Here is a 20,674-nt window from a genome sequence, read left to right as displayed (position 1 = left end):
CCCAGCGAGCGACGAGAGATGAGAGGCGCGAGATGAGCGACGAGCCGCGCGAGGACGACACCGACGACCGGATGCCGACGGCCCAACGGGCCACTGGTGGCATACCCGCGGAAGACGCCGCAAGCGGCAGGACCGCACAGGGCGCCGGAAATGACGACGCCGAGTTCGCACAGTACGCAGACGATCTCCGTAAGGCCGAACGTAAGGTCGCGGGCGAGATCGATCCGGGTGCCCGCGCGGTCGTGGTCGCTGTCGCGGTGCTCGTGGCGATGGGGTCGCTGCTACTGCCGCACACCGGTTCGGCGAACGGATTCGACGTGCTGACGTCGTCCGCGGCTGCCGCGACTGAACGTGTCGCGGTGGTCTCGAAGGTGTTCGTCTGGTTCCTGGTGGTGTTCGGAATCTTCGGGTCGATGCTCGCGCTGGTCACCCGACGATGGGTGATCGCGTGGATTGCGTTGTGCGGGTGCGCGATCGGCTGCGTGGCGGGCATGCTCGCGTGGTGGTCGCGGAACACCCCTGGCGTCGGGGGAGTGGCACCGCCGTCGGGTGTCGGCGCGGGGCTTGTCATCGGCTGGCTGGCCCTGCTCGTGCTCACGTTCCACTGGTCGCGCGTCGTGTGGGCCCGCAGCACTTACCACCTCGCGCTCGAAGAGGAGCGTCGTCGGGAAGCGGTGGCACGCGAAGAGGCCGCACGCAAACTGCAGCAGCGCCCCGGCGAGCACTGAAAGTCCGAGCGGGCTCTGCCCCGCTAGCGGTCGGCGATGGCGCTCTGTGCGGCCTGCGCCCATTCGCGCCACTGTGCTGCCTGCTCGCGCAGTTTCTCCGCGTCCCGGTTCTTGCCGCGCTCGGCAGCTTTGGCCGCTTGGTCCTCGAGTTGTGCTGCGCGGTCGGCGAATTGCGCGGCGCGCGCGAGCGCCTCGGGGTCGGTGCGCTGCCACTGAGCATCCTCGGCGTCGCGAATCCGTTTCTCCAACGCGCGCGCACGGCCCTCGAGGCTGTGCATCTGTTCGCGCGGCACCTTGCCGATCTCATCCCACTTCTCCCGGAACGTCCGGAACTCGCGGCGCGCACCGTCGAGGTCGGATGAGGGATCGATGGATTTCTCCGCGGCGTCGAGCAGCGCGATCTTCGCAGTCGCGTTCGCGCTGAACTCGGCGTCGCGCTCGGACGATGCCGCATTTCGGGCGGCGAAGAAGACGTCCTGGGCGGCTTTGAACCGTTGCCACAGTGCCTCGTCGGCGTCGCGCGGTGCCCGTCCGGATGCCTTCCATTCGGCGAGGAGTTCGCGGAAGGCGCCCGCGGTCGGACCCCAATCGGTCGACGACGACAACGCCTCGGCCCGTGCGATCAGCTCCTCTTTACGAGCCTTGGCACCCGCGCGTTCGCGATCGAGATCGGCGAAGTGGGCGCCGCGTCGACGATTGAACGCGTCGCGCGCCTTCGAGTACCGCTTCCACAGCGCGTCGTCGGTCTTACGGTCGATGCCCTTGATGGTCTTCCACTCGTCGAGGATCGCGCGCAGTCGATCGCCTGCGGTCTTCCACTGGGTGGATTCGGCTCCGATGGCCTCGGCCTCGGTGGCGAGCTCCTCTTTGCGCGCGATCGCGGCTGCGCGGGCCTGTTCGCGCTCGGCCTTCAGCGAGTCGGCGACGTCGTCGGCGCTTCCGACGATGACGGTCAGCCGCTGTTCGATGGCCGAGACATCGCCGATGACGCTGGCCTCGGGGAGGGTGTCGAGGAGGTGTTTGGCCGCTGCCTGTGACTTGCGCGGATCGCCGGTGCGTGCGGCGAGGCGCTCTTCGAGTATCTCCACCTCGGTCTCGAGGTCGGAGTATCGACGCGCGAAATGGGCGAGGCCCTCGTCGATGGTGCCCGCTTGCCACGACCCGATCTCACGCTCGCCGTTCGGGGTGATGAGCCAGACGACGCCCTGCTCATCGATACGCCCGAACTCGCGGGGATCGAACGATGCGTGTTTGGCGACGACGACCGCAGGAACGGGGGTCGGTGCCTGCGCGGCAGGCTTCGGTCCGGGACCGGGTCGAGGGCCGGGTTTGGGACCCGGCTTCGGCGGGCCTGGCCGGGGGCCGGGGGTGGACCCGGATGCGGGTGTGGCCGGTCCGCTGGTGTCTTCGCTCGTCATGGTGTGGTCCCCTCACAGCGTCAGTGGTGCCGCGCGTCACGGCTGCCTTTCACATAGTCCTGAGCGGTTGACGCCAGGACTTCACCTATTCAAGCAGGTCAGGGTTCTCGATGTGCGGCCTGCGCGACATCGCTGACACGAGGGCGGGTGTGTCGGTGCTCCCGGCGGCGTCGGGCATGACGTCGGCTAGCGTCGACGGTGTGCTGGCATGCGTTGTTTTCGTCCCGAGCGCACCGCTGTTGGTTCCCGAACTCGCGGGTCCGGACGCGGTGGACACCCTCGAGGCCCGTTCTGCTGTCCGCGATGCGGGCGTGCTGCTCGCCCGACACGCCACGCGCTGGGTGGCGGTGGGGGCCGACGACTTCATCGCCCCTGTGAGATCCGACGACTACATCGCCCCTGTGAGATCCGGCGACGACGCCGCCGCGGGTGATCCCCTGGCGTCACGGTCAATTCCGACGGTGGGCGGTTTCGGCAGGTTCGGCGTCGACGTGCCGGTCTCCCTGGAACGCGTGGGCGGTGAGCGACCCCCCGGACGCCTGCCACTGTCGATGTTGATCGCCGGGTGGCTACGCGGACAGGTCGACGCCGAGTCGGTGCGTCCGGTCGTCGTCGACCCCGACGTACGGCCCGAAGTCGCCTGCGAGCTCGGGAGAGCACTGTCGGCCGAGATCTCCTCCGATCCCGAGCCGATCGGGGTACTGGTCGTGGCCGACGGCGCGACGGCACTCACCCCGAAGGCGCCCGGTGGCGGCCGACGTGACAGCGCCGTCGAACTCCAGCAGCGCATCGTCGACGGAATCGCGGCAGCGGATGTCGACGTACTTCGCGGACTCGACGTTGCCACGTGCGATGCCGAGGGAGTGGCCGGGCGGGCGGCATGGCAGGTCGTCGCTGGGCTCGTCGGCGACAGCCCGATGACTGCCAAGGTGCTCTACTCCGACGCCCCGTTCGGTGTCGGCTACGTCGTCGCGGCGTGGACGCCAGGGGACACGCCGTGAGTGTCGGGCCAAGGAATGTCGGGCCAAGGAGTGTCGGAGCCGTGGACGTGACCCCGATCGCCGTCGTCGGTCCGACCGCCACCGGGAAATCCGACCTCGCGCTCGACCTCGCGGAACGACTCGACGGCGACATCGTCAACATCGACGCCATGCAGCAGTACCGCGGCATGGACATCGGCACGGCCAAGCTGCCCCCACGGGAGCGGCGAGGCATCGCCCACCATCAACTCGACGTGCTCGACGTCACCGAGACGGCCACCGTCGCGCGCTATCAGGAAGCCGCGTCGGCCGACATCGACTCGCTGCTCGCCGCCGGCCGCACGCCGGTGATCGTCGGCGGCTCGATGATGTACATCCAAGGTCTGCTCGACAACTGGCGGTTCCCGGCAACCGACCCCGCGGTGCGCGCACGGTACGAGGCGATGCTCGACGAGATCGGTGTCGTGGCGCTGCATCGACATCTCGCATCCGTCGACCCGGCTGCGGCGGCGTCGATCCTCGCTACCGATGCACGACGCATCGTGCGCGCGCTCGAGGTGGTCGAACTGACCGGGGAGCCATTCGCGGCGTCGGCGCCGAAGATCGGTGAACCACGTTGGGGGACAAAGATTCTCGCACTGGACCGCGACACCGCAGAACTGGACGAACGCATCGCGCTGCGGACTCGGCTGATGTTCGCGAACCGGCTCGTCGACGAGGTGCACGGGCTCGTCGACGCAGGTCTGCGCGAGGGCGTCACTGCTCGTCGAGCCATCGGATACGCGCAGACACTTGCCGCGCTGGACGGCGAGTACGACCTTGCGACAGCAGAAGAACTGACCTTCATCGGCACCCGCAGGTACGTCCGCAGGCAGCGTTCGTGGTTCCGCCGCGATCACCGCATTCACTGGCTCGACGCCGCGACTCCCGCCCTCCTCGACGCCACGCTCGCCGCGGCGGAGGTCTGAGGACGACCCGCACGTAGTCTGGACGGGTGACGACGATCAGCGAGGCAGTGACCTACGTCAAGGGGCACGGCACCCAGAACGACTTCGTCGTGCTCACCGACCCGGCGGTCGAACTCGACCTGACCACCGACTTCGTGGCGGCGGTCTGCGATCGTCAACGCGGTATCGGCGCAGACGGCATGCTCCGCGTCGCGCGGGCGGTGGCCCTGGTGCGCGCGGGCGTCCTCGATGAGCTGCCCGACGGCGTCGAGCCCGACGACTGGTTCATGGACTATCGCAACGCCGACGGCTCCATCGCCGAGATGTGTGGCAACGGAGTCCGCGTCTTCGCCCACTACCTGCGGGCCACCGGGCTGACCGAGTCCGACGAGTTCACGGTGGGTTCGCGCGCAGGCGGACGTCCCGTGGTGGTGCACTCGTTCGACGACCTCTGCGCCGACGTCAGTGTGCGGATGGGTCGGGTGTTGCTCGGCGAGGACGCGACCGTGCGGATCGGCGACGACCTCTACCCGGGTGTCGCGGTCGACGTCGGCAACCCACACCTGGCGTGCGTGGTGCCCGACATGTCGACGTCCGACCTCGCCGCGATCGACTTCTCGACCGGCGTCGTCCTACCCGACGGCGTCTTTCCGCACGGCGCCAACGTCGAACTGCTGACCTCCCCCGAGGACGGACCGCGTGGTGGTCTGCACGCCACGATGCGTGTCTTCGAGCGCGGTGTCGGAGAGACCAGGAGTTGCGGAACGGGGCTGGTCGCGGCGGCAGCAGCGGGCCTGCAGACCCTCGGCCGCGACGCGGGCGAGATGGTCATCGACGTGCCAGGCGGAAGGGTGACGGTCACGGTTGCCGACGGTCACGCGACGCTGCGAGGACCGTCCGCACTGGTGGCCGACGGCCGATTCCGGGCAGGTTGGTATCGCGTCGACTGACGTGCCGCGGGCACGCTGCATGGCGGCTCGGCAGATATCCACGTGCTCGACGGGCCGTCGGCGTGTCACCATGGATGGTGTATGACCGAAACATCACCACAGGTACATGACCTGCACGACACCCGTCCCGTCGACGCGAACGCACCCGCGATCGACCTTTCCCGCGATCTGATCGATCCCGACGATCTCGTCGACCCCGCAGATTTCGGCGATCACGACGATTCCCGCGACCGTGCCCACACGCCGACGACCGGCGAGCTCGCGCTCTCCGATCGCGCCTCGCTGCAGCGCGTCGCGGGGCTTTCGACAGAGCTCACCGACGTCACCGAGGTCGAATACCGACAACTGCGCCTCGAGCGCGTGGTGCTCGTCGGCGTCTGGACCGAGGGCACCGCGGCCGCAGCGAAGGCGAACATGGAGGAGCTGGCAGCGCTCGCAGAGACCGCGGGTTCCGTGGTTCTCGAAGCGGTGATCCAGCGACGATCCTCACCCGACCCCGCGACCTTCATCGGTTCGGGCAAGGCCCAGGAGTTGCGCGACGTCGTCGCCGACACCGGCGCCGACACCGTCATCTGCGACGGCGAGTTGACGCCAGCGCAGTTGACCGCGTTGGAGAAGGTCGTCAAGGTCAAGGTGATCGACCGGACGGCCCTCATCCTCGACATCTTCGCCCAGCATGCGAGTTCGCGTGAGGGCAAGGCGCAGGTGGCCCTCGCGCAGATGGAGTACATGCTCCCGCGTCTGCGTGGTTGGGGTGAATCGATGTCCCGTCAGGCCGGTGGCCGCGCGGGTAGCAACGGCGGCGTCGGCCTGCGCGGACCGGGTGAGACGAAGATCGAGACCGATCGCCGGCGCATCCGCGAGCGAATGGCCAAGCTGCGCCGCGAGATTCGCGAAATGCGCACGGCCCGCACCACGAAGCGGTCCGCACGACTGCGGGGTGCTGTGCCGCGCATCGCCGTCGCGGGATACACGAACGCGGGTAAGTCGAGTCTGGTCAACGCGATGACGGGTTCTGGTGTGCTCGTGCAGGATGCGCTGTTCGCGACCCTCGATCCGACGACGCGCCGTGCGACTCTCGAGGACGGTCGCGAACTGGTCTTCACCGACACCGTCGGCTTCGTCCGCCACCTCCCCACGCAACTCGTCGAGGCATTCCGGTCGACGCTGGAGGAGGTCGTCGACGCTGATCTCGTACTGCACGTCGTCGACGGCAGCGACCCGTTCCCCGCGGAACAGATCACGGCGGTCCGACGGGTCATCAACGACGTCGTGGCAGAAGAGGGAGTCGCGCCGCCTCCGGAGTTGTTGGTGATCAACAAGATCGATGCCATCGATGCGTCCAGGCTCACCGAATTGCGCGGCATGCTCGGCGCGGGCGGTAGTACGCACGGACCCAACTCAGCGGGCGTCGTGTACGTCTCGGCGCGCACCGGTGAGGGACTGCCTGAGCTGTTCGAGGCGGTCCGTGAGTTCGTGGGTCGCGACGACGTGGAGCTCACCGTCGACATCCCGTTCACGCGAGGCGACCTGGTGTCACGGATTCACCGCGAGGGCGAGGTACTCGCCACAGACCACAGCACCGAGGGCACCCGGATGCGTGTCCGTGTGCCCTCGGCGCTGGCGGGAGAACTGGCCTCGTTGGCCCAGTAGCAGGCCTACTCGGCGTCGAGGTCGGCGGCGACGAGCTTCGCGATGGCGTCGAGCGTTGCCTGATCGTCGGATTCGACGACGACCGCGGTGCCCTTCTCGGCGCCGAGCGTCATGATCAGCAATGCCGATCCCGCGTCGACCGGTTCGCCTCCGACGACCGAGATCGTCACGGGTGTGCCGGCGTCGGCGACTGCCTCGGCGATGATCGTTGCGGGTCGCGCGTGCAATCCGACGGCTGATCCGACCTCGACGGTGGTGCTTGGCATGGGTTGCTCCTTTGCAGATGGGTTATGTCGGGACGTGAGATCTCAGGCGGGGATGGTCTCCAGCTCGGGTGCCGAAGTCTGTCGGCTCGACGAGCGACCGAACTGCTTGGCCGCGACGACGCACACCGTGCCGAGGACCGTACCCGCCGCAAGCGCTGCGAGGAAGAGCAGCCAGTGGTTCATCGTGAAGAAGACGAAGATGCCGCCGTGCGGAGCGCGCTGCGTGACCCCGAAGGCCATGATCAGTGCACCGGCGAGTGCGCCGCCCGCCATCATCGACGGAATCACGCGCACCGGGTCTTTTGCGGCGAACGGGATTGCACCCTCGGAGATGAATGCGGCGCCGAGGAACCAAGCGGCCTTACCGTTTTCACGCTCGGGCTCGGTGAACAGTCCGGGGCGGATGACGGTGGCGAGTGCCATCGCGAGCGGCGGAACCATGCCTGCGCACATGACCGCTGCCATGATTTCGAGCTGGGGTGTGTCGCCGATGGCGAGGCCGGTGGTGGCGAAGAGGTACGCGGCCTTGTTGACCGGTCCGCCGAGGTCGAAGCACATCATGAGTCCGAGGACCACGCCGAGGACGATCTTGGAGCTGCCGCTCATGCTGTTGAGACCGTCGGTGAGCTGGGTGGTGACCCAGGCGAGCGGCTTGCCGAGCAACATGAACATCAGACCGCCGACAATCAGACTCCCGAACAGCGGGATGATGATGACCGGCTGTAGCCCGCGTGCCCACTGCGGCAACGGAAGTCGCGAGATCGCCAGGCACACGGCGCCCGCGATGAGGCCGCCGATCAGACCACCGATGAAGCTCGCGCCCACGGCAACCGAGACCAGGCCTGCGACGAAGCCGGGTGCGATACCGGGACGGTCGGCTATCGCGAACGAGATGTAACCCGCGAGGACAGGTACCAGCATGCTCATGGCGAGCGCGCCGATCGCGAAACTGACACCGCCGAGGTACTGGCCGAGACCGCCAGCGGGCAGATCCCAGAGGCTGTTGTGCAGCGCGATGTAGGCGCCGTCGGACAGCGTCTTGGATGAATCGAGTGTCTTGTTGGCGATCTGGTACCCGGCGAGCAGGAAGCCCAACGCGATCAGCAGTCCGCCTGCCGCGACGAACGGGATCATGTAGCTGACACCGGTCATGAGTGCCTGTTGGATCTTTTTGCCGAATGACAGGCTCGACGCCGATCCCTCCGCTGCACCGGCACCGTCGTCCGCCGACCCGTCGACGCGTGCGGCATGCGGACTACGCGACGCCTCCACAGCCTCTGCGATCATCTTGTCGGGTTCGTTGATCGCGCGCTTGACCCCGGACTCGATGACCGGCTTTCCGCTGAAGCGACTCTTGCCCTTCACACCGACGTCGGTGGCGAAGATGACGGCGTCGGCGCCTGCGATGACGTCGGGGGTGAACGGCGTGGTGCCCGACGAGCCCTGCGGCTCGACATGGAAGTCGACGCCTGCCCGCTCCGCGGCGTACTTGAGCGCGTCCGCTGCCATGTAGGTGTGTGCGATGCCGGTGGGGCACGCGGTGATCGCGACGATCGAGGGGCGCTTCTGCGAATCGGAACCCCCTAGTGTCTTCGCGGTCTTCGTGCCTGCTGCCGGGACTGCGGCAGCGGCGGCCGCGCCCGCAGCAGGCGCGGCGGATGTCGACGTGGAGCCTGCCGGCGCAGGGTTGATGGCTTCATCCACCAGTTCGACGACGCGCTCGTCACTCGGCGCCTCGCGGAGGGCGGCGACGAAGTCGGGACGCACGAGCGCTCGCGCGAGCGAGCTCAGCAGCTTCATGTGGTCGGAGGCAGCGCCCTCGGGTGCCGCGATGAGGAACACCAGGTCGGCCGGGCCGTCGGGTGCGCCGAAGTCGACCTTGTTCGACAGCCGCGCGAAGGCAAGGCTGGCGGTGGTGACCGATGCGGCGCGTGCGTGAGGAATCGCGATCCCACCGGGTAGCCCGGTTGCCGACTTCGCCTCGCGGGCCAGTGCGGCGCGGCTCAGTTCGGACGGATCGGTCGTGCGCCCGGCCTCGCCGAGATTCTCGGCGAGATAGGTGATGACGGCGGCGGGATCACTGCCTGCGTCGACATCGAGATGCACCGTCGCTGCGGTGATGATGTTGTCGGACATGGGTTTTCCTTCGATTTCTGTGTGGTCCGGAGAGCGAGTGTTCCGGTTCTGGTCGGTGAGCGTCGTGGCGATTCGTGTACAGGAACTGGAGGCTGTGGGGGTCACGTGATCGGGGCGGCTCCTGAGAGTTCGACGACATCGACCGAGTCGACGTCGACCTGTGCCGGAAGTGGCGGCTGCGTCCCTGCCAGCCCGGCGGCCGCCGAGCCGTAGGCGACTGCCGTGCGGAGACGATCGGGTTCGGAGGCGCCCGCCGTGTACGCGATGAGGTACCCGGCCAGCGATGCGTCGCCTGCTCCGACGGTGCTGCGCGGCACGATCGGCGGGGGAGTGGCCAGCCAGCTACCCTCAGCGGTCGTGAGTACCGCACCCGCCGCACCGAGGGTCGCGAGTACCGCTCCCTGCGTGGTGGCGATCAGCGTTCGCGATGCCGTCACGACCGGCAGGTAGTCGCCCGAGGCGACGGCAGCGGCCAGTTCGGCAGGGTCGATACCACTGACCTCGGCGAGTTCTTCGTCGTTGGGTTTGATCAGGTCGACGGGACCCGACATCGCCGCGCCCAGGGGTGCGCCCGACGTGTCGATCGCCACGCGGCGTCCGCTGTCGACGAGGCGGTCGGAGATGCGGCGATACCAGTCGTCGGGAACTCCCGGCGGAATCGAGCCACACAGCGCCACCCACGACGCGTCCTCGGCGCCCTCGAGTACGAGCGCTGTCAGTTCGTCGAGTTCTGCAGGCGTGAGGGTGTGACCGGGCGCATTGATCTTCGTGGTCGTCCCGTCGTTCTCGGCCACCGTGATATTGGTTCGGATCTGACCGTCGATGTCGACCGTGCGGTACGGCAGTGCGACGGCGTCGAGGGCCGTGAGCAGCGGGTCGTCGGCGTGCGCGGGTAGTACCGCGACGGTGGGGATGCCGGCTTCCGCGACGACGCGGGACACGTTGACGCCCTTGCCGCCGGGCTCGACCCGGGTGGAGGTACTGCGTTGCACCTCGCCCCGCATCAACGGTCCTGTGATCTCCAGGGTGCGGTCGAGACTCGGGTTGGCTGTGACTGTGAGGATCATGCGATCACGACCTCGATGCCGTGTGCCGAGAGCGCCGCCGAGAACTCGGGGTCGATGCCGTCGTCGGTGATCAGGACGTCCACCTCGTCGAGCGGAGCGAACGAGCTGAAGTCCTCGCGACCCATCTTCGACGAGTCGGCCAGCACCACGACGCGCTGCGCGGCAGCCACGATGGCCGACTTGACCGAGGCTTCTTCCGCGTCGGGGGTGGACAGGCCGTGGCCCTCACTGATCCCATTCGTGCCGACGAAGGCAACAGATGCCCGCATCTTTCCGAGTGCTGCGACGGTCTCGGCGCCGACCGCAGCCTGCGTGAGCCCACGGACCCGACCGCCGACCATGAGCAGGGTGGCCCGTTCGTGTGCGGTGAGGGCCTGCCCGAGCTGGAGGCTCGTCGAGATCACCGTGAGCCTGCGATCGGCGGGCAGCAGCTTGGCGGCCTGGTAGGTAGTGGTTCCGGCATCGAAGATGACCGATCCACCGTCCGAGGGCAGAAACCGAATCGCAGCGCGGGCGATCGCTGCCTTCTCTGCGGTGTGGGAGGACTCGCGTTGGGCGAGTCCCAGCTCGTTGACTACCTCGACCGTCCCGGCCTTGACTGCTCCGCCGTGGACGCGCTGCACGCTACCGCTGCGCTCGAGCACTGCGAGGTCGCGGCGCACGGTTTCACTCGTCACGTCGAACCTGTCGGCGAGAGCTGTCACGGATGCGCGACCGTGCGCGCGCACCTGATCGGCTATTGCTCGCTGTCGCTCTTCGGCGTACACCTGTCGACTCCGATCTGTGGTGTGTGGCTCACCTTCCGGCGAACCATCTGTGGGGTCTGTGTTCTGTGGATCTGGCTTCTGCGGATCTGTGTTCTGTCGGATCTGTGTTCTGTGGATCACCGCGTGATTGGTTCTGTGTGGGATTCGATGTTGATATATCTGTGTTTACGCCCGTGTGTGTTGACAAGTCAAGCGTTTCGAGTAACTTTGATCACAGAAATTCACGACGCCGGGTATTCCTCACAGATCACCGCACCCGGCCGATCGACCCGGAAGGCAGCAGACGCAATGGAGAATCACCTGGTAACGGAGAATCGGGTCACCATGAACGGTCAGGGAGAGTTGACGGGAACACCCGTCGTCGCGGGGTTTGCCTACGGGCCGGTGTTGTGGCCGGGTGGGCGCGTCGAGTACGACGAGACGTCACTCGGCACTGATCGCGTCCTCGCCGAGGGCGAGCGGGACACGGAGTCGGAACGTCTCGTCGCCGCCGCGGCAGTCGTCGCGGGCAGACTGCGTGATCGCGCATCACACGCGTCGGGAGCTGCGGCCGAGGTTCTTGCCGCGACCGCCGGGTTGGCCGAGGATCGGGGATGGATCGGTGCGGCAAAGTCCCGTGTCGCGAAGGGGGCGTCGGCACCTGCTGCCGCAGTCGCGGCCACGGCGCAGTTCTCCGAGATGTTCGCCAAACTCGGCGGGTTGATGGCAGAGCGGATCACCGACCTCAACGACGTGCGTGACCGGGTGGTCGCCGAGTTGCTCGGCCGGCCGGAGCCGGGAATTCCGACGCCGAGCCAACCGTCGATCCTCTTCGCGGACGACCTCGCTCCCGCGGATACCGCGGGGCTCGATCCCGCTGTGATCGTCGGGCTGGCCACGCGTCTCGGCGGACCGACCAGTCATACCGCCATCATCGCGCGTCAATTGGGCATCCCGTGCGTGGTCGCCGTGGCTCGATTGAGTGAGATCACCAGCGGCACAATGGTTTTGCTCGACGGCGGTGCGGGGTCGATCACCGTCGAACCGGAGGAGTCCGAGGCGCGCGAACTCGTCGAGCGCAGTGTTGCGGAGGCAGCGCTTGTTGCTGCGTGGCGTGGCCCTGGCCGGACTGCTGACGGCACCGACGTCGCCATCCTGGCGAATGTCGCCGATGGTGTGTCGGCGCGTCGCGCGGCCGATGCGCCGGTCGAGGGGATCGGGCTGTTCCGCACCGAGTTGGCATTTCTCGACCGGGCAGAGGAACCCGATGTCGACGAGCAGACACGTCTGTACCGCGACGTGTTCGAGGCGTTCGCGGGCCAAAAAGTCGTCATCAGAACGCTCGACGCCGGCTCGGACAAGCCGCTGGCCTTCATCGAGCACCCGGACGAGGCGAACCCCGCACTCGGCGTGCGCGGTAACAGAATCGGCGATGACCACCCCGAAATCGTGCGAACTCAACTCGACGCGATCGCGCGCGCGGCAGAAGCATCCGGCACGACGCCGTGGGTCATGGCACCGATGATCGCCACGGCCGCAGAGGCTGCACAGTTCGCCGATCTCGTCCGTCAGCGTGGTCTGACGGCCGGCGTGATGATCGAGATCCCTGCAGCGGCAATTCTGGCGCCGGCGATCCTGGCCGAGGTCGACTTCGTGTCGATCGGAACCAACGACCTCACGCAGTACACGATGGCCGCCGACCGGATGTCGGCAGAACTTGCCGAACTGACCGACCCGTGGCAACCCGCGGTGCTCGCACTCATCTCGCAGGTCGCGACCGCCGGCGCCCAGCAGGGCAAACCCGTCGGCGTCTGTGGTGAGGCCGCGGCCGACCCGTCGCTCGCGTGTGTGCTCGTCGGACTGGGAGTCACCTCGCTGTCGGCGGCTCCGGCGGCGACAGCAGCAGTCGGGGCGAAGCTGTCGACGGTGACCATGGAGCAGTGCCGAGCCGCGGCCGCTGCCGCGCTTGCCACCTCGAGTCCGGCACTCGCCCGACGTGCCGCAGCCGAAAAACTCGACCACTGATACAGACCCCGCTGGTCAATGACCTGCGGGGCCCGGTTCAGCGCATCACACCCGGCGCATGACCGTCACGACCTTGCCGAGGATGGCGGCGTCGTCGCCGGGGATCGGATCGAAGAGCGGGTTGTGCGGCATCAGCCAGACGTGGCCGTCTTTGCGTTTGAAGGTCTTCACCGTCGCCTCGCCGTCGATCATCGCTGCGACGATGTCGCCGTTGTCGGCGACATTCTGCTGACGTACGACAACCCAGTCGCCGTCGCAGATCGCGGCGTCGATCATCGATTCGCCGACGACGCGCAGCAGGAACAACGAGCCCTCACCGACGAGCTCACGCGGGAGCGGGAAGACGTCTTCGACCGCCTCCTCCGCGAGAATCGGACCGCCCGCCGCGATACGGCCGAGTACCGGAACGAACGTGGGGGTCGGGAGATCTCCGTTGATGGCATCGGAGTGATGTGCATCGGGAGCCTCGGAGACGTTGACCGCTCGCGGACGGTTGGCGTCGCGCTTCAGCAGGCCCTTGCGCTCGAGAGTGCGCAACTGGTGTGCCACTGATGAGGTGGACGTGAGGCCGACGGCGTCGCCGATCTCTCGGATGCTCGGCGGATATCCACGCTCGCGTACCGACTTTCGGATCACATCGAGGACGCCACGCTGGCGATCGGTGAGTGTTGCCTCGGCGACGGCCGGATGGATCGGTGTCTCCTCGCCGCCTCCGCTCTTCTTGCCTTCGACGCTGCGACCGTTGCCCTTGGGCGACGTCGGGCTGCGTCGTGACTTCTCTGTCATCGGTTCCGTCCTTCCTGATGTTGATGCGGCTGCTGTTGTGAACCGGCTGCTGTTGTGGAGCAGGTGGTGGGGTGCGTCTTTCATCCATCGTCTGGCGCCGACAGTAGCGGAGGCCACTGACAACATCAAACATTTGTTCGACGTGTCGCAGGACTTTGTCGGACCCCTCTGGTAGAACTCGAACATCAGTGCATCGAACGCTTGATCGACCATTGGAGGTAGCGATGACCAGCTTGATGACCAACCCGGTGACCCGCACGATTCCCAGCCCGTCGAGTGCATCCGCGGCAACACCGCCGACCACCCGATCTGCAACGCCCCGACCTGCGTCGACGACGCGTTCTCGAGTTCACCGCGCCACGGTGGTCAGTGGACGCGCATCGTCGAATGCCGTGCGTAGCGAAGAGCTGCGTGTGGCGGGACATGTTCGAACAAGTGAGGTCCGACGGGCCGGCGCGGACGTCTCGCCGCAGCGCCGACGTCGGATTGCGTTCGATCACGGCACCTCTACACGTCCGGCAGGCACGCGATGCGCCGGTGGCGTCGGCGAGATGGTGGCTGCCCGTCGCCGGCGCGCAGCGGTCTTGGCGGTGCTCGCCGGAGTCGGGTTGGCGCTGACCGTGTGGGTCGTCGGGACCGTCGGTGCCGACTACCAGCGGGCGAGCATGCCGTCGTCGACCTCCACGCAGGTGGTCCACGTGCGTTCCGGTGAATCGCTGAGCTCGATCGCGGCGCGGGTCGCGCCCGATATGCCGCGTCAGACCGTCATCGACGAGATCATTGACCTCAACGATCTGCCGTCGAGCGGGCTGCGCGTTGGCCAACCGCTGGTCACACCCGCGTACCGCTGAGCGCTGGCGGTATTCTCGATGTCACAGGGTCCAGTCGGAAACCGACACGGTCACCGCTGCGGTCTCGCTTCCGCCGGTCGTCAGACGATCGGACCAAGCCAGATCGACGGAGCCGCTGCGTCCCGAGATTCGCACGAGGACTACATGCGCTGCCCGTTTTGCAAGAACGAAGACACCAAGGTCGTCGATTCGCGTGTCGCCGATGAGGGGCAGGCGATCCGCCGACGTCGCGCGTGCAGCGAATGTGGGCGACGTTTCTCCACGGTTGAGAGTGCTGTTCTGGCAGTCGTGAAGCGCAACGGAGTGACCGAGCCGTTCAGCAGAGAAAAGGTGATGCGCGGGGTGCGCCGCGCGTGCCAGGGACGTCACGTGAACGAAGACGATCTCGCACAGTTGGCTCAGCAGGTCGAAGACGCGGTGAGATCGTCGGGTTCCGCTGAGATCCCCAGCAACGAGGTCGGTCTGGCCATTCTCGGCCCGCTGCGCGACCTCGACGAGGTGGCATATCTACGTTTCGCCTCGGTCTATCGCTCATTCGATTCGCTCGAAGACTTCCAGCGTGAGATCGACGACCTCCAGGGCAACCTCACCGGTTCCCACGAAGGCGCAGACGACCTCGACACCCCGCCCACAGCCGACTCAGCGACCAGTCCAGCGCGTCCGGTCTCAACCGAGTCGGTCAAGAGCTCGTAGCGCCCGCTTCTCCGAAATGGGATAGGCGGTCCCGAGCTTCTGGGCGAAGAGGCTGACCCGAAGTTCCTCGACAATCCACTGCGCTTCCTCGCTGACGGCGTCTCGGCGCGATTCGGGAAGCTGAGTCAGGCGCTGGTTCCAGCGCTCGGTGACCCTGTCGATGGCGGCCATTCCATCGCGGTCGCGAGTGGCTGCGGCAGGGAGTTGCTCGAGACGCTGCCGTGCGGCGGTCAGGTATCGCGGAACGTGCTGCAGGTGTTCGCGTGCCGTGGCCAGGACGAATCCGTCGAAGACCAGATTGCTGAACTGTTCGGCGACGTCGTCGCATGCTGTTTGACCTGAATGGCGGTCGATCTCGGCACGTAGGGGAGCCACCTCGCGCAAGACCTCGACGGCGAGTGCGAAGTACTCCGGCGCCGCCGCTGAGATGCGCGGTCGCAGTGTCGAGACGAGCTCGTCGAAGGCCGACGGCGTGCGGATCGAGCCCAGATCGACTGTTGCGGGAGCGATGTCGCGAATCGCCCTGCGGGTGCAGTCGGAATACAGCGCGTCGGGCGATGCGTAGGGACTCTGACTCAGTGCCAGTCGATCGGCCGGGTCGAGCCCGGCGCTGATCTTGCGTGAGAGTGGCGCGATCGCGTGGTCGAGCAGTTCGATGACGGCACCGTGCAGTTGCGTACGGCGTTGTGCGTCCGACGTCGCGAGCGTCCGTGCCACCCCACGGTTGCGCTCTCCGTCGACAACCTCGAGTGACGGATAGCGTGTGATCTGTTGTCCGGCAACGGTATCGACGCTCGACTCGGCAAGTGTTCCGATTCCGTCGGCCGTCCACGTCGTGTACACCCGACGCGGCGTCGGCGCGGGCGCGTCGCCCTCGACGCGTCGACGGAGGTCGGCGAGGGACTTGCCGGTGGCGACCGACTCCTCTCGCTCGTCGATCACGACGAAGTTCATCCGAAGGTAGGCGGGGAGTCGCTCGGGAGCGAAGTCGTCGGCCGCAATCGTCTGCCCGGTGATCGTCGCCAGTTCACGCGCGAGGCCGGTGGTGAGTGGCTCTCGGCGTGGGGTGAGGCGAGACAGCGCGAGATCGGCGAATCGCCCGGCAGGGGCCATCGTTTTGCGGATGGTCTTGGGAAGTGTCTTGATCAACTCGGTGGCGAGTTCGCTGCGCATTCCCGGGACCAGCCAGTCAAAACCAGCAGGGCGCACGTGCCGCAGCAGTGGACGCGGAATGAGTACGGACACACCGTCATCGGGCGCGCCGGGCTCGAACCGGTAGCGCAGACGGTAGCGGGTATCGCCCTGTTGCCACTCGCCGGGATAGTCGGCATCGGCGACGTGGACGTCGGCGGCGACGTCTTCCGGGGTGAGGTCGAGCAGCGCCTGGTCGGCTCGGCGCGCCTTCTTCCACCACGTGTCGAAGTGGCGTGCCGAGGTGACCTCGGCGCCGATGCGATGGTCGTAAAAGTCGAACAGTTGGTCTTCGGTGATCACCACGTCGCGGCGTCGGGCACGGTGTTCGACTTCGGCGGCGTCGGACAGCAGCGCCCGATTGCGTTCGAAGAACGGATGATTCGTCTTCCAATCGCCTTCGACGAGGGCGTGCCGGATGAACATGTCGCGCGCCGCCGCGGGGTCGATGGGGCCGTAGTCGACGCGGCGTCGGGCCACCAACGGGACGCCGTAGAGCGTCGCACGTTCGTATGCCATCGTCGCACCGCGCTTCGACGACCAGTGCGGCTCGCTGTATGTGCGTTTGACCAGGTCGCCTGCGAGTCGTTCGGCCCACAGCGGGTCGATTCCCGCGACGGTGTGCGCGAAAAGTCGTGACGTTTCCAGGATCTCGGCGGCCATCAGGAACGCGGGCGGCTTCTTGGAGAGTGACGAGCCGGGGAAGATCATCAGGGTCGTGTTGCGTGCGCCGGTGTACTCCCGACCCTCGGCGTTTCGCGCGGCGATGTTGCTCAGGAGCCCGGACAGTATCGCCTGGTGGATCGCATCGGTGTGGTGCGACGCCTCGGCCTCGCCGGAAGTCTTCGACGCCCCAGACTCTTTCGACGCCCCAGACTCTTTCGACGCCCCAGACTCTTTTGACGCCCCAGACTCTTTCGATGTTCCGGCGTCGTTCGTCGACCAGCCGAGATCGTCGACGATGCGCCGTAGCTGTCGGTGCAGATCCTGCCATTCGCGGATGCGGAGGTAGTGGAGGAACTCGCGCTCGCAGGTGCGGCGGAACTGGTTGCCGGACAGTTCCTGTCGTTTCTCCTGGAGGTAGCGCCACAGTGCGAGGTAGCCCATGAAGTCGGACCCTGGCACGACGAACCGCTTGTGCGCGGCGTCGGCAGCCTCGCGATGATCGCCGGGCCGCTCACGGACGTCGGGAATCGACAGTGCGGCGGCAATGACCAGAACGTCGGCGAGACAACCGGATTCGTGTGCGGCGATCAGCATGCGCGCGACCCTCGGCTCGACCGGGATGCGCGACATCGTGCGTCCGACAGGTGTCAATCGCGGTGTGGTGTCGGTCTTGTCGGTCGTCGTGATCGCACCGAGCTCGGTGAGAACTCCGATGCCGTCGCGGATTCCGCGCGCGTCGGGAGGTTGGACGAAGGGGAAGTCGGCGATGTCGCCGAGCCGCAGCGACGCCATCTGCAGGATGACCGAGGCGAGGTCGGTGCGGAGGATCTCGGGGTCGGTGAAGGCGGGGCGGGCGTCGAAGTCGGCCTCGCTGTACAGGCGGATGCAGATGCCGGGGGCGACTCGCCCGCACCGTCCGGCGCGCTGGCGGGCGCTCGCCTGCGAGATCGGTTCGACCGGAAGTCGATGGATCTTGGTGCGCGCCGAGTATCGCGAGATGCGTGCGGTGCCCGTGTCGATGACGTAGCGGATGCCCGGGACGGTCAGCGATGTCTCGGCGACGTTGGTGGACAACACGATTCGATTGCCACGTGACGGTGTGAACACCTTCTGTTGTTCGGCGATCGACAAACGTGCGTACAGCGGAACCACCTCGGCACCCGCCGCGACGCGGCGGGACAGCGAGTCCGCCGCCTCACGGATGTCACGTTCGGTGGGCAGAAACACCAGGATGTCGCCACCGGCGTTGCTGCGCCCCCACAACTCGTCGATGGCGGCGTCGATGCCCTGGATCTGGTCGAGGTCGGCGTGCTCGCCGCCACCGCGTTCGTCACCGGTGTCGGGGCCGTCGGAGGAGACGAGCGGGCGGTAGCGGACGTCGACGGGGTACGCCCGCCCCGACACCTCGAGGACGGGGACCTCGGCGTCGGGTGTCGTGAAATGCCGCGCAAATCTGTCGGGTTCGATCGTCGCCGACGTGATGATGAGCTTGAGGTCGGGGCGACGAGGGAGCAGTCGGTGCAGGTAGCCGAGGATGAAATCGATGTTGAGGCTTCGTTCGTGCGCCTCGTCGATGATCAGCGTGTCGTAGGCGCGCAGCATCGGATCGGTGGCGATCTCGCGGAGCAGGATGCCGTCGGTCATCACCTTGACGAGAGTGTCGGCGCCGGAGCGGTCCGAGAACCTCACCGAGTACCCCACGGCATCGCCGATCTCGGTGTTCGTCTCGTCGGCGATACGCCGTGCCACGGAACTCGCGGCGATACGCCTCGGCTGGGTGTGACCGATGGCGCCGCGCACGCCTCGGCCGAGCTCCAGGCAGATCTTGGGAAGCTGGGTGGTCTTGCCCGATCCGGTTTCGCCCGCGATCACCACGACCTGGTGAGCGGAGATCGCGGCGGCGATCTCTTCGCGGGCCTCCGAGACCGGCAGTTCCGGTGGGAACTCGAGCACCGGAACGGATGCTCGACGACGCTCGATGCGTCGTGAGGCGGCGTCGATGTCGCGCGAGAGTGCCGCCACCGCATCGGCGTTCGACGACGCACCGAGCTTGTCGACGCGGCGTCGGAGGCGGTGTTGGTCGACGATCGTCAAGTCGGTGAGTCGACGTCGAAGCGAGCGTTGATCCGTCGAAGAAGGCTGCGTCGCCGCGGCGGTGGAGTCGCCGGGCTGTGATTCGGGGGAGACGGACATGATCTTTCAAGGATATGTGTCGATACATGGTGGGACGCAGTCCGACCTCTCGCCGGTGAACGTACTGACGACCCTGAGTGCCCTGACCGCGATGCCGCCGGGCATCATTGACCCCATGTCAGGTTCACTGTGGCACGGATTCGCCGATATGGGGTCGGTCAGCGCAAGCGGCCCATTTGTGATCACGCGGGGTGAGGGCACCCGCGTGTGGGACCGCGATGGCAACGAGTATCTCGACGCCACCGCCGGTCTGTGGTTCACCAACATCGGTCACGGGCGCACCGAGGTCGCGCAGGCGGTGGCCGATCAGCTCTCGACGCTCGCGCACTACTCGGGATTCGGCGATCTCACCGCAGACGTCACCGACGCGCTCGCCGACCGGCTTGCGACCATCGCGCCGGTTCCCGAGAGCAAGATCTTCTTCACCTCCGGCGGAAGCGACTCGATCGACACCGCTGCGAAACTCGCGCGGCGTTACTGGGTGGAGGTCGGCAAGCCGGAGAAGACGATCATCGTCGGTCGGACCAAGGCCTACCACGGCATGCATGTCGCGGGCACCTCGCTCGCAGGCATCCCCGGTAACCACGACGGCTACGGCACCCTGATGCCCGACGCGCAGACCGTCGAGTGGGACGACGCCAAAAGCCTGCTCGGTCTGATCGAACGCGTCGGCGCCGACAAGGTCGCCGCGTTCTTCTGCGAGCCGATCATCGGTGCGGGCGGCATCTACCTTCCGCCCGATGGTTATCTGGCCGAGGTCCGACAGATCTGCCGTGACAATGACGTGCTGTTCGTCGCCGACGAAGTGGTGACCGGCTTCGGCCGTATCGGCGGCGAGAGCTGGTTCGCGTCAACGCGCTTCGACCTCCAACCCGACATGATGACCACGGCCAAGGGCTTGACATCGGGATATGTCCCGATGGGTGCGGTGTTCATCGCGCCGCGTGTCGCCGAACCCTTCTACGCCGGTGGTGTTTGGTGGCGTCACGGCTACACCTACGGCGGCCACGCGGGAGCCGCGGCAGCCGCGATGGCCAACCTCGACATCATCGAGCGGGAGGGCCTCCTAGCCGAGGCGGCGAGGCTCGAGGGCGACCTGGCAGACAAGCTCGCCCCGCTCGCCGACCTCGCCGCGGTCTCCGAGGTGCGCACCGGACTGGGTGCTGTGACGGCCGTCCAACTCGCCGACCCGGCGCAGGCGCCCGCAGCGGTCGGTGCCCTGCGTAAGCACGGCGTGAGCACTCGCGCCGCAGGCCAGGGCGCGCTGCAGGTGTCGCCATCGTTCGTGATGACGACAGCGGAGGTCGGCGAGCTGGCCGACCGTATCGGCGCAGCGCTGGGCTGAGTCGATTGACGCCGGCCCGGTCAAAGCTGGGCT

The 20,674-nt window shown here is 67.1% G+C and carries 16 protein-coding genes; 9 read left to right on the top strand and 7 right to left on the bottom strand.

What is annotated here, in order from left to right; translation table 11 throughout:
- Nucleotides 1-32 precede the first annotated feature (32 nt).
- Entirely contained in the window at nt 33-728 is a 696-nt protein-coding gene (locus A5785_RS12725) for an Rv2732c family membrane protein (RefSeq protein ID WP_197500823.1), read from the top strand.
- A 23-nt stretch (nt 729-751) separates the two neighbouring features.
- On the opposite strand, the gene A5785_RS12720 is transcribed toward A5785_RS12725, so the two are convergent.
- Nucleotides 752-2,146, bottom strand: coding sequence for a DUF349 domain-containing protein (locus A5785_RS12720; RefSeq protein WP_064866795.1), 1,395 nt, complete (start codon nt 2,144-2,146; stop codon nt 752-754).
- Nucleotides 2,147-2,256: 110 nt separating this feature from the next.
- Between A5785_RS12720 and A5785_RS12715 the strand changes: the two genes are divergently transcribed.
- The 4 genes from A5785_RS12715 to hflX all read left to right on the top strand — a co-directional run bounded on the left by A5785_RS12715 (nt 2,257) and on the right by hflX (nt 6,676).
- The gene (locus A5785_RS12715) at nt 2,257-3,147 is read left to right on the top strand and encodes a hypothetical protein (protein WP_331710864.1); all 891 of its coding nucleotides are present in this window, start codon (nt 2,257-2,259) and stop codon (nt 3,145-3,147) included.
- Nucleotides 3,148-3,188: 41 nt separating this feature from the next.
- Nucleotides 3,189-4,094, top strand: a complete 906-nt coding sequence (gene miaA / locus A5785_RS12710; protein ID WP_005204563.1) for a tRNA (adenosine(37)-N6)-dimethylallyltransferase MiaA — start codon at nt 3,189-3,191, stop codon at nt 4,092-4,094.
- Between the two features lie 26 nt (nt 4,095-4,120).
- The gene (gene dapF, locus A5785_RS12705) at nt 4,121-5,023 is read left to right on the top strand and encodes a diaminopimelate epimerase (protein ID WP_005204564.1); all 903 of its coding nucleotides are present in this window, start codon (nt 4,121-4,123) and stop codon (nt 5,021-5,023) included.
- An 81-nt stretch (nt 5,024-5,104) separates the two neighbouring features.
- Nucleotides 5,105-6,676 (top strand): GTPase HflX, encoded by a 1,572-nt coding sequence (gene hflX / locus A5785_RS12700; RefSeq protein ID WP_005204565.1) that lies wholly within the window; start codon nt 5,105-5,107, stop codon nt 6,674-6,676.
- Between the two features lie 5 nt (nt 6,677-6,681).
- Here hflX and A5785_RS12695 read toward each other — a convergent pair whose 3' ends face one another.
- The 4 genes from A5785_RS12695 to A5785_RS12680 all read right to left on the bottom strand — a co-directional run bounded on the left by A5785_RS12695 (nt 6,682) and on the right by A5785_RS12680 (nt 10,912).
- A complete protein-coding gene (locus A5785_RS12695) occupies nt 6,682-6,942 on the bottom strand; it encodes an HPr family phosphocarrier protein (RefSeq protein ID WP_005204573.1) in 261 nt (86 codons plus the stop codon).
- Nucleotides 6,943-6,984: 42 nt separating this feature from the next.
- Nucleotides 6,985-9,078 (bottom strand): PTS fructose transporter subunit IIABC, encoded by a 2,094-nt coding sequence (locus A5785_RS12690; RefSeq protein WP_064862954.1) that lies wholly within the window; start codon nt 9,076-9,078, stop codon nt 6,985-6,987.
- A 101-nt stretch (nt 9,079-9,179) separates the two neighbouring features.
- Nucleotides 9,180-10,145: a 1-phosphofructokinase family hexose kinase gene (locus A5785_RS12685; RefSeq protein WP_064866793.1), complete on the bottom strand. Its 966-nt coding sequence runs from the start codon at nt 10,143-10,145 to the stop codon at nt 9,180-9,182.
- Nucleotides 10,142-10,912, bottom strand: a complete 771-nt coding sequence (locus tag A5785_RS12680) for a DeoR/GlpR family DNA-binding transcription regulator (RefSeq protein ID WP_064866791.1) — start codon at nt 10,910-10,912, stop codon at nt 10,142-10,144. The genes A5785_RS12685 and A5785_RS12680 overlap by 4 nt, the downstream gene beginning before the upstream one ends.
- Nucleotides 10,913-11,200: 288 nt before the next feature.
- Between A5785_RS12680 and ptsP the strand changes: the two genes are divergently transcribed.
- Complete coding sequence (gene ptsP / locus A5785_RS12675; RefSeq protein ID WP_082946569.1) at nt 11,201-12,916, top strand: phosphoenolpyruvate--protein phosphotransferase; 1,716 nt, start codon at nt 11,201-11,203, stop codon at nt 12,914-12,916.
- A gap of 45 nt (nt 12,917-12,961) precedes the next feature.
- Here ptsP and lexA read toward each other — a convergent pair whose 3' ends face one another.
- A complete protein-coding gene (gene lexA, locus A5785_RS12670) occupies nt 12,962-13,702 on the bottom strand; it encodes a transcriptional repressor LexA (RefSeq protein ID WP_005204583.1) in 741 nt (246 codons plus the stop codon).
- 224 nt (nt 13,703-13,926) lie between these two features.
- On the opposite strand from lexA, the gene A5785_RS23720 reads away from it, so the two are divergent.
- Both A5785_RS23720 and nrdR read left to right on the top strand, forming a co-directional pair.
- Nucleotides 13,927-14,553, top strand: a complete 627-nt coding sequence (locus tag A5785_RS23720; RefSeq protein WP_231894498.1) for a LysM peptidoglycan-binding domain-containing protein — start codon at nt 13,927-13,929, stop codon at nt 14,551-14,553.
- A gap of 144 nt (nt 14,554-14,697) precedes the next feature.
- Nucleotides 14,698-15,246, top strand: coding sequence for a transcriptional regulator NrdR (gene nrdR, locus A5785_RS12660; protein WP_064866789.1), 549 nt, complete (start codon nt 14,698-14,700; stop codon nt 15,244-15,246).
- On the opposite strand, the gene hrpA is transcribed toward nrdR, so the two are convergent.
- Nucleotides 15,220-19,296, bottom strand: a complete 4,077-nt coding sequence (gene hrpA, locus A5785_RS12655; protein ID WP_064866787.1) for an ATP-dependent RNA helicase HrpA — start codon at nt 19,294-19,296, stop codon at nt 15,220-15,222. The two genes, nrdR and hrpA, sit on opposite strands and share 27 nt — an antisense overlap.
- Before the next feature lie 115 nt (nt 19,297-19,411).
- Here hrpA and A5785_RS12650 point away from each other — a divergent pair, with 115 nt between their 5' ends.
- A complete protein-coding gene (locus A5785_RS12650; RefSeq protein WP_064866843.1) occupies nt 19,412-20,641 on the top strand; it encodes an aminotransferase family protein in 1,230 nt (409 codons plus the stop codon).
- The last annotated feature ends 33 nt before the right edge of the window (nt 20,642-20,674 follow it).

The sequence above is a fragment of the Gordonia sp. 852002-50395_SCH5434458 genome (assembly GCF_001665905.1).
Lineage (GTDB): Bacteria > Actinomycetota > Actinomycetes > Mycobacteriales > Mycobacteriaceae > Gordonia > Gordonia jacobaea.
This window is presented reverse-complemented; position numbering and strand designations above follow the sequence as displayed.

Coding starts and splice junctions, on each gene's coding strand:
- A5785_RS12725 (WP_197500823.1), top strand. CDS start 33: ATGAGCGACGAGCCGCGCGAGGACGACACCGACGACCGGATGCCGACG.
- A5785_RS12720 (WP_064866795.1), bottom strand. CDS start 2,146: ATGACGAGCGAAGACACCAGCGGACCGGCCACACCCGCATCCGGGTCC.
- A5785_RS12715 (WP_331710864.1), top strand. CDS start 2,257: ATGTGCGGCCTGCGCGACATCGCTGACACGAGGGCGGGTGTGTCGGTG.
- hflX (WP_005204565.1), top strand. CDS start 5,105: ATGACCGAAACATCACCACAGGTACATGACCTGCACGACACCCGTCCC.
- A5785_RS12695 (WP_005204573.1), bottom strand. CDS start 6,942: ATGCCAAGCACCACCGTCGAGGTCGGATCAGCCGTCGGATTGCACGCG.
- A5785_RS12690 (WP_064862954.1), bottom strand. CDS start 9,078: ATGTCCGACAACATCATCACCGCAGCGACGGTGCATCTCGATGTCGAC.
- A5785_RS12685 (WP_064866793.1), bottom strand. CDS start 10,145: ATGATCCTCACAGTCACAGCCAACCCGAGTCTCGACCGCACCCTGGAG.
- ptsP (WP_082946569.1), top strand. CDS start 11,201: ATGGAGAATCACCTGGTAACGGAGAATCGGGTCACCATGAACGGTCAG.
- lexA (WP_005204583.1), bottom strand. CDS start 13,702: ATGACAGAGAAGTCACGACGCAGCCCGACGTCGCCCAAGGGCAACGGT.
- A5785_RS23720 (WP_231894498.1), top strand. CDS start 13,927: ATGACCAGCTTGATGACCAACCCGGTGACCCGCACGATTCCCAGCCCG.
- nrdR (WP_064866789.1), top strand. CDS start 14,698: ATGCGCTGCCCGTTTTGCAAGAACGAAGACACCAAGGTCGTCGATTCG.
- hrpA (WP_064866787.1), bottom strand. CDS start 19,296: ATGTCCGTCTCCCCCGAATCACAGCCCGGCGACTCCACCGCCGCGGCG.
- A5785_RS12650 (WP_064866843.1), top strand. CDS start 19,412: ATGTCAGGTTCACTGTGGCACGGATTCGCCGATATGGGGTCGGTCAGC.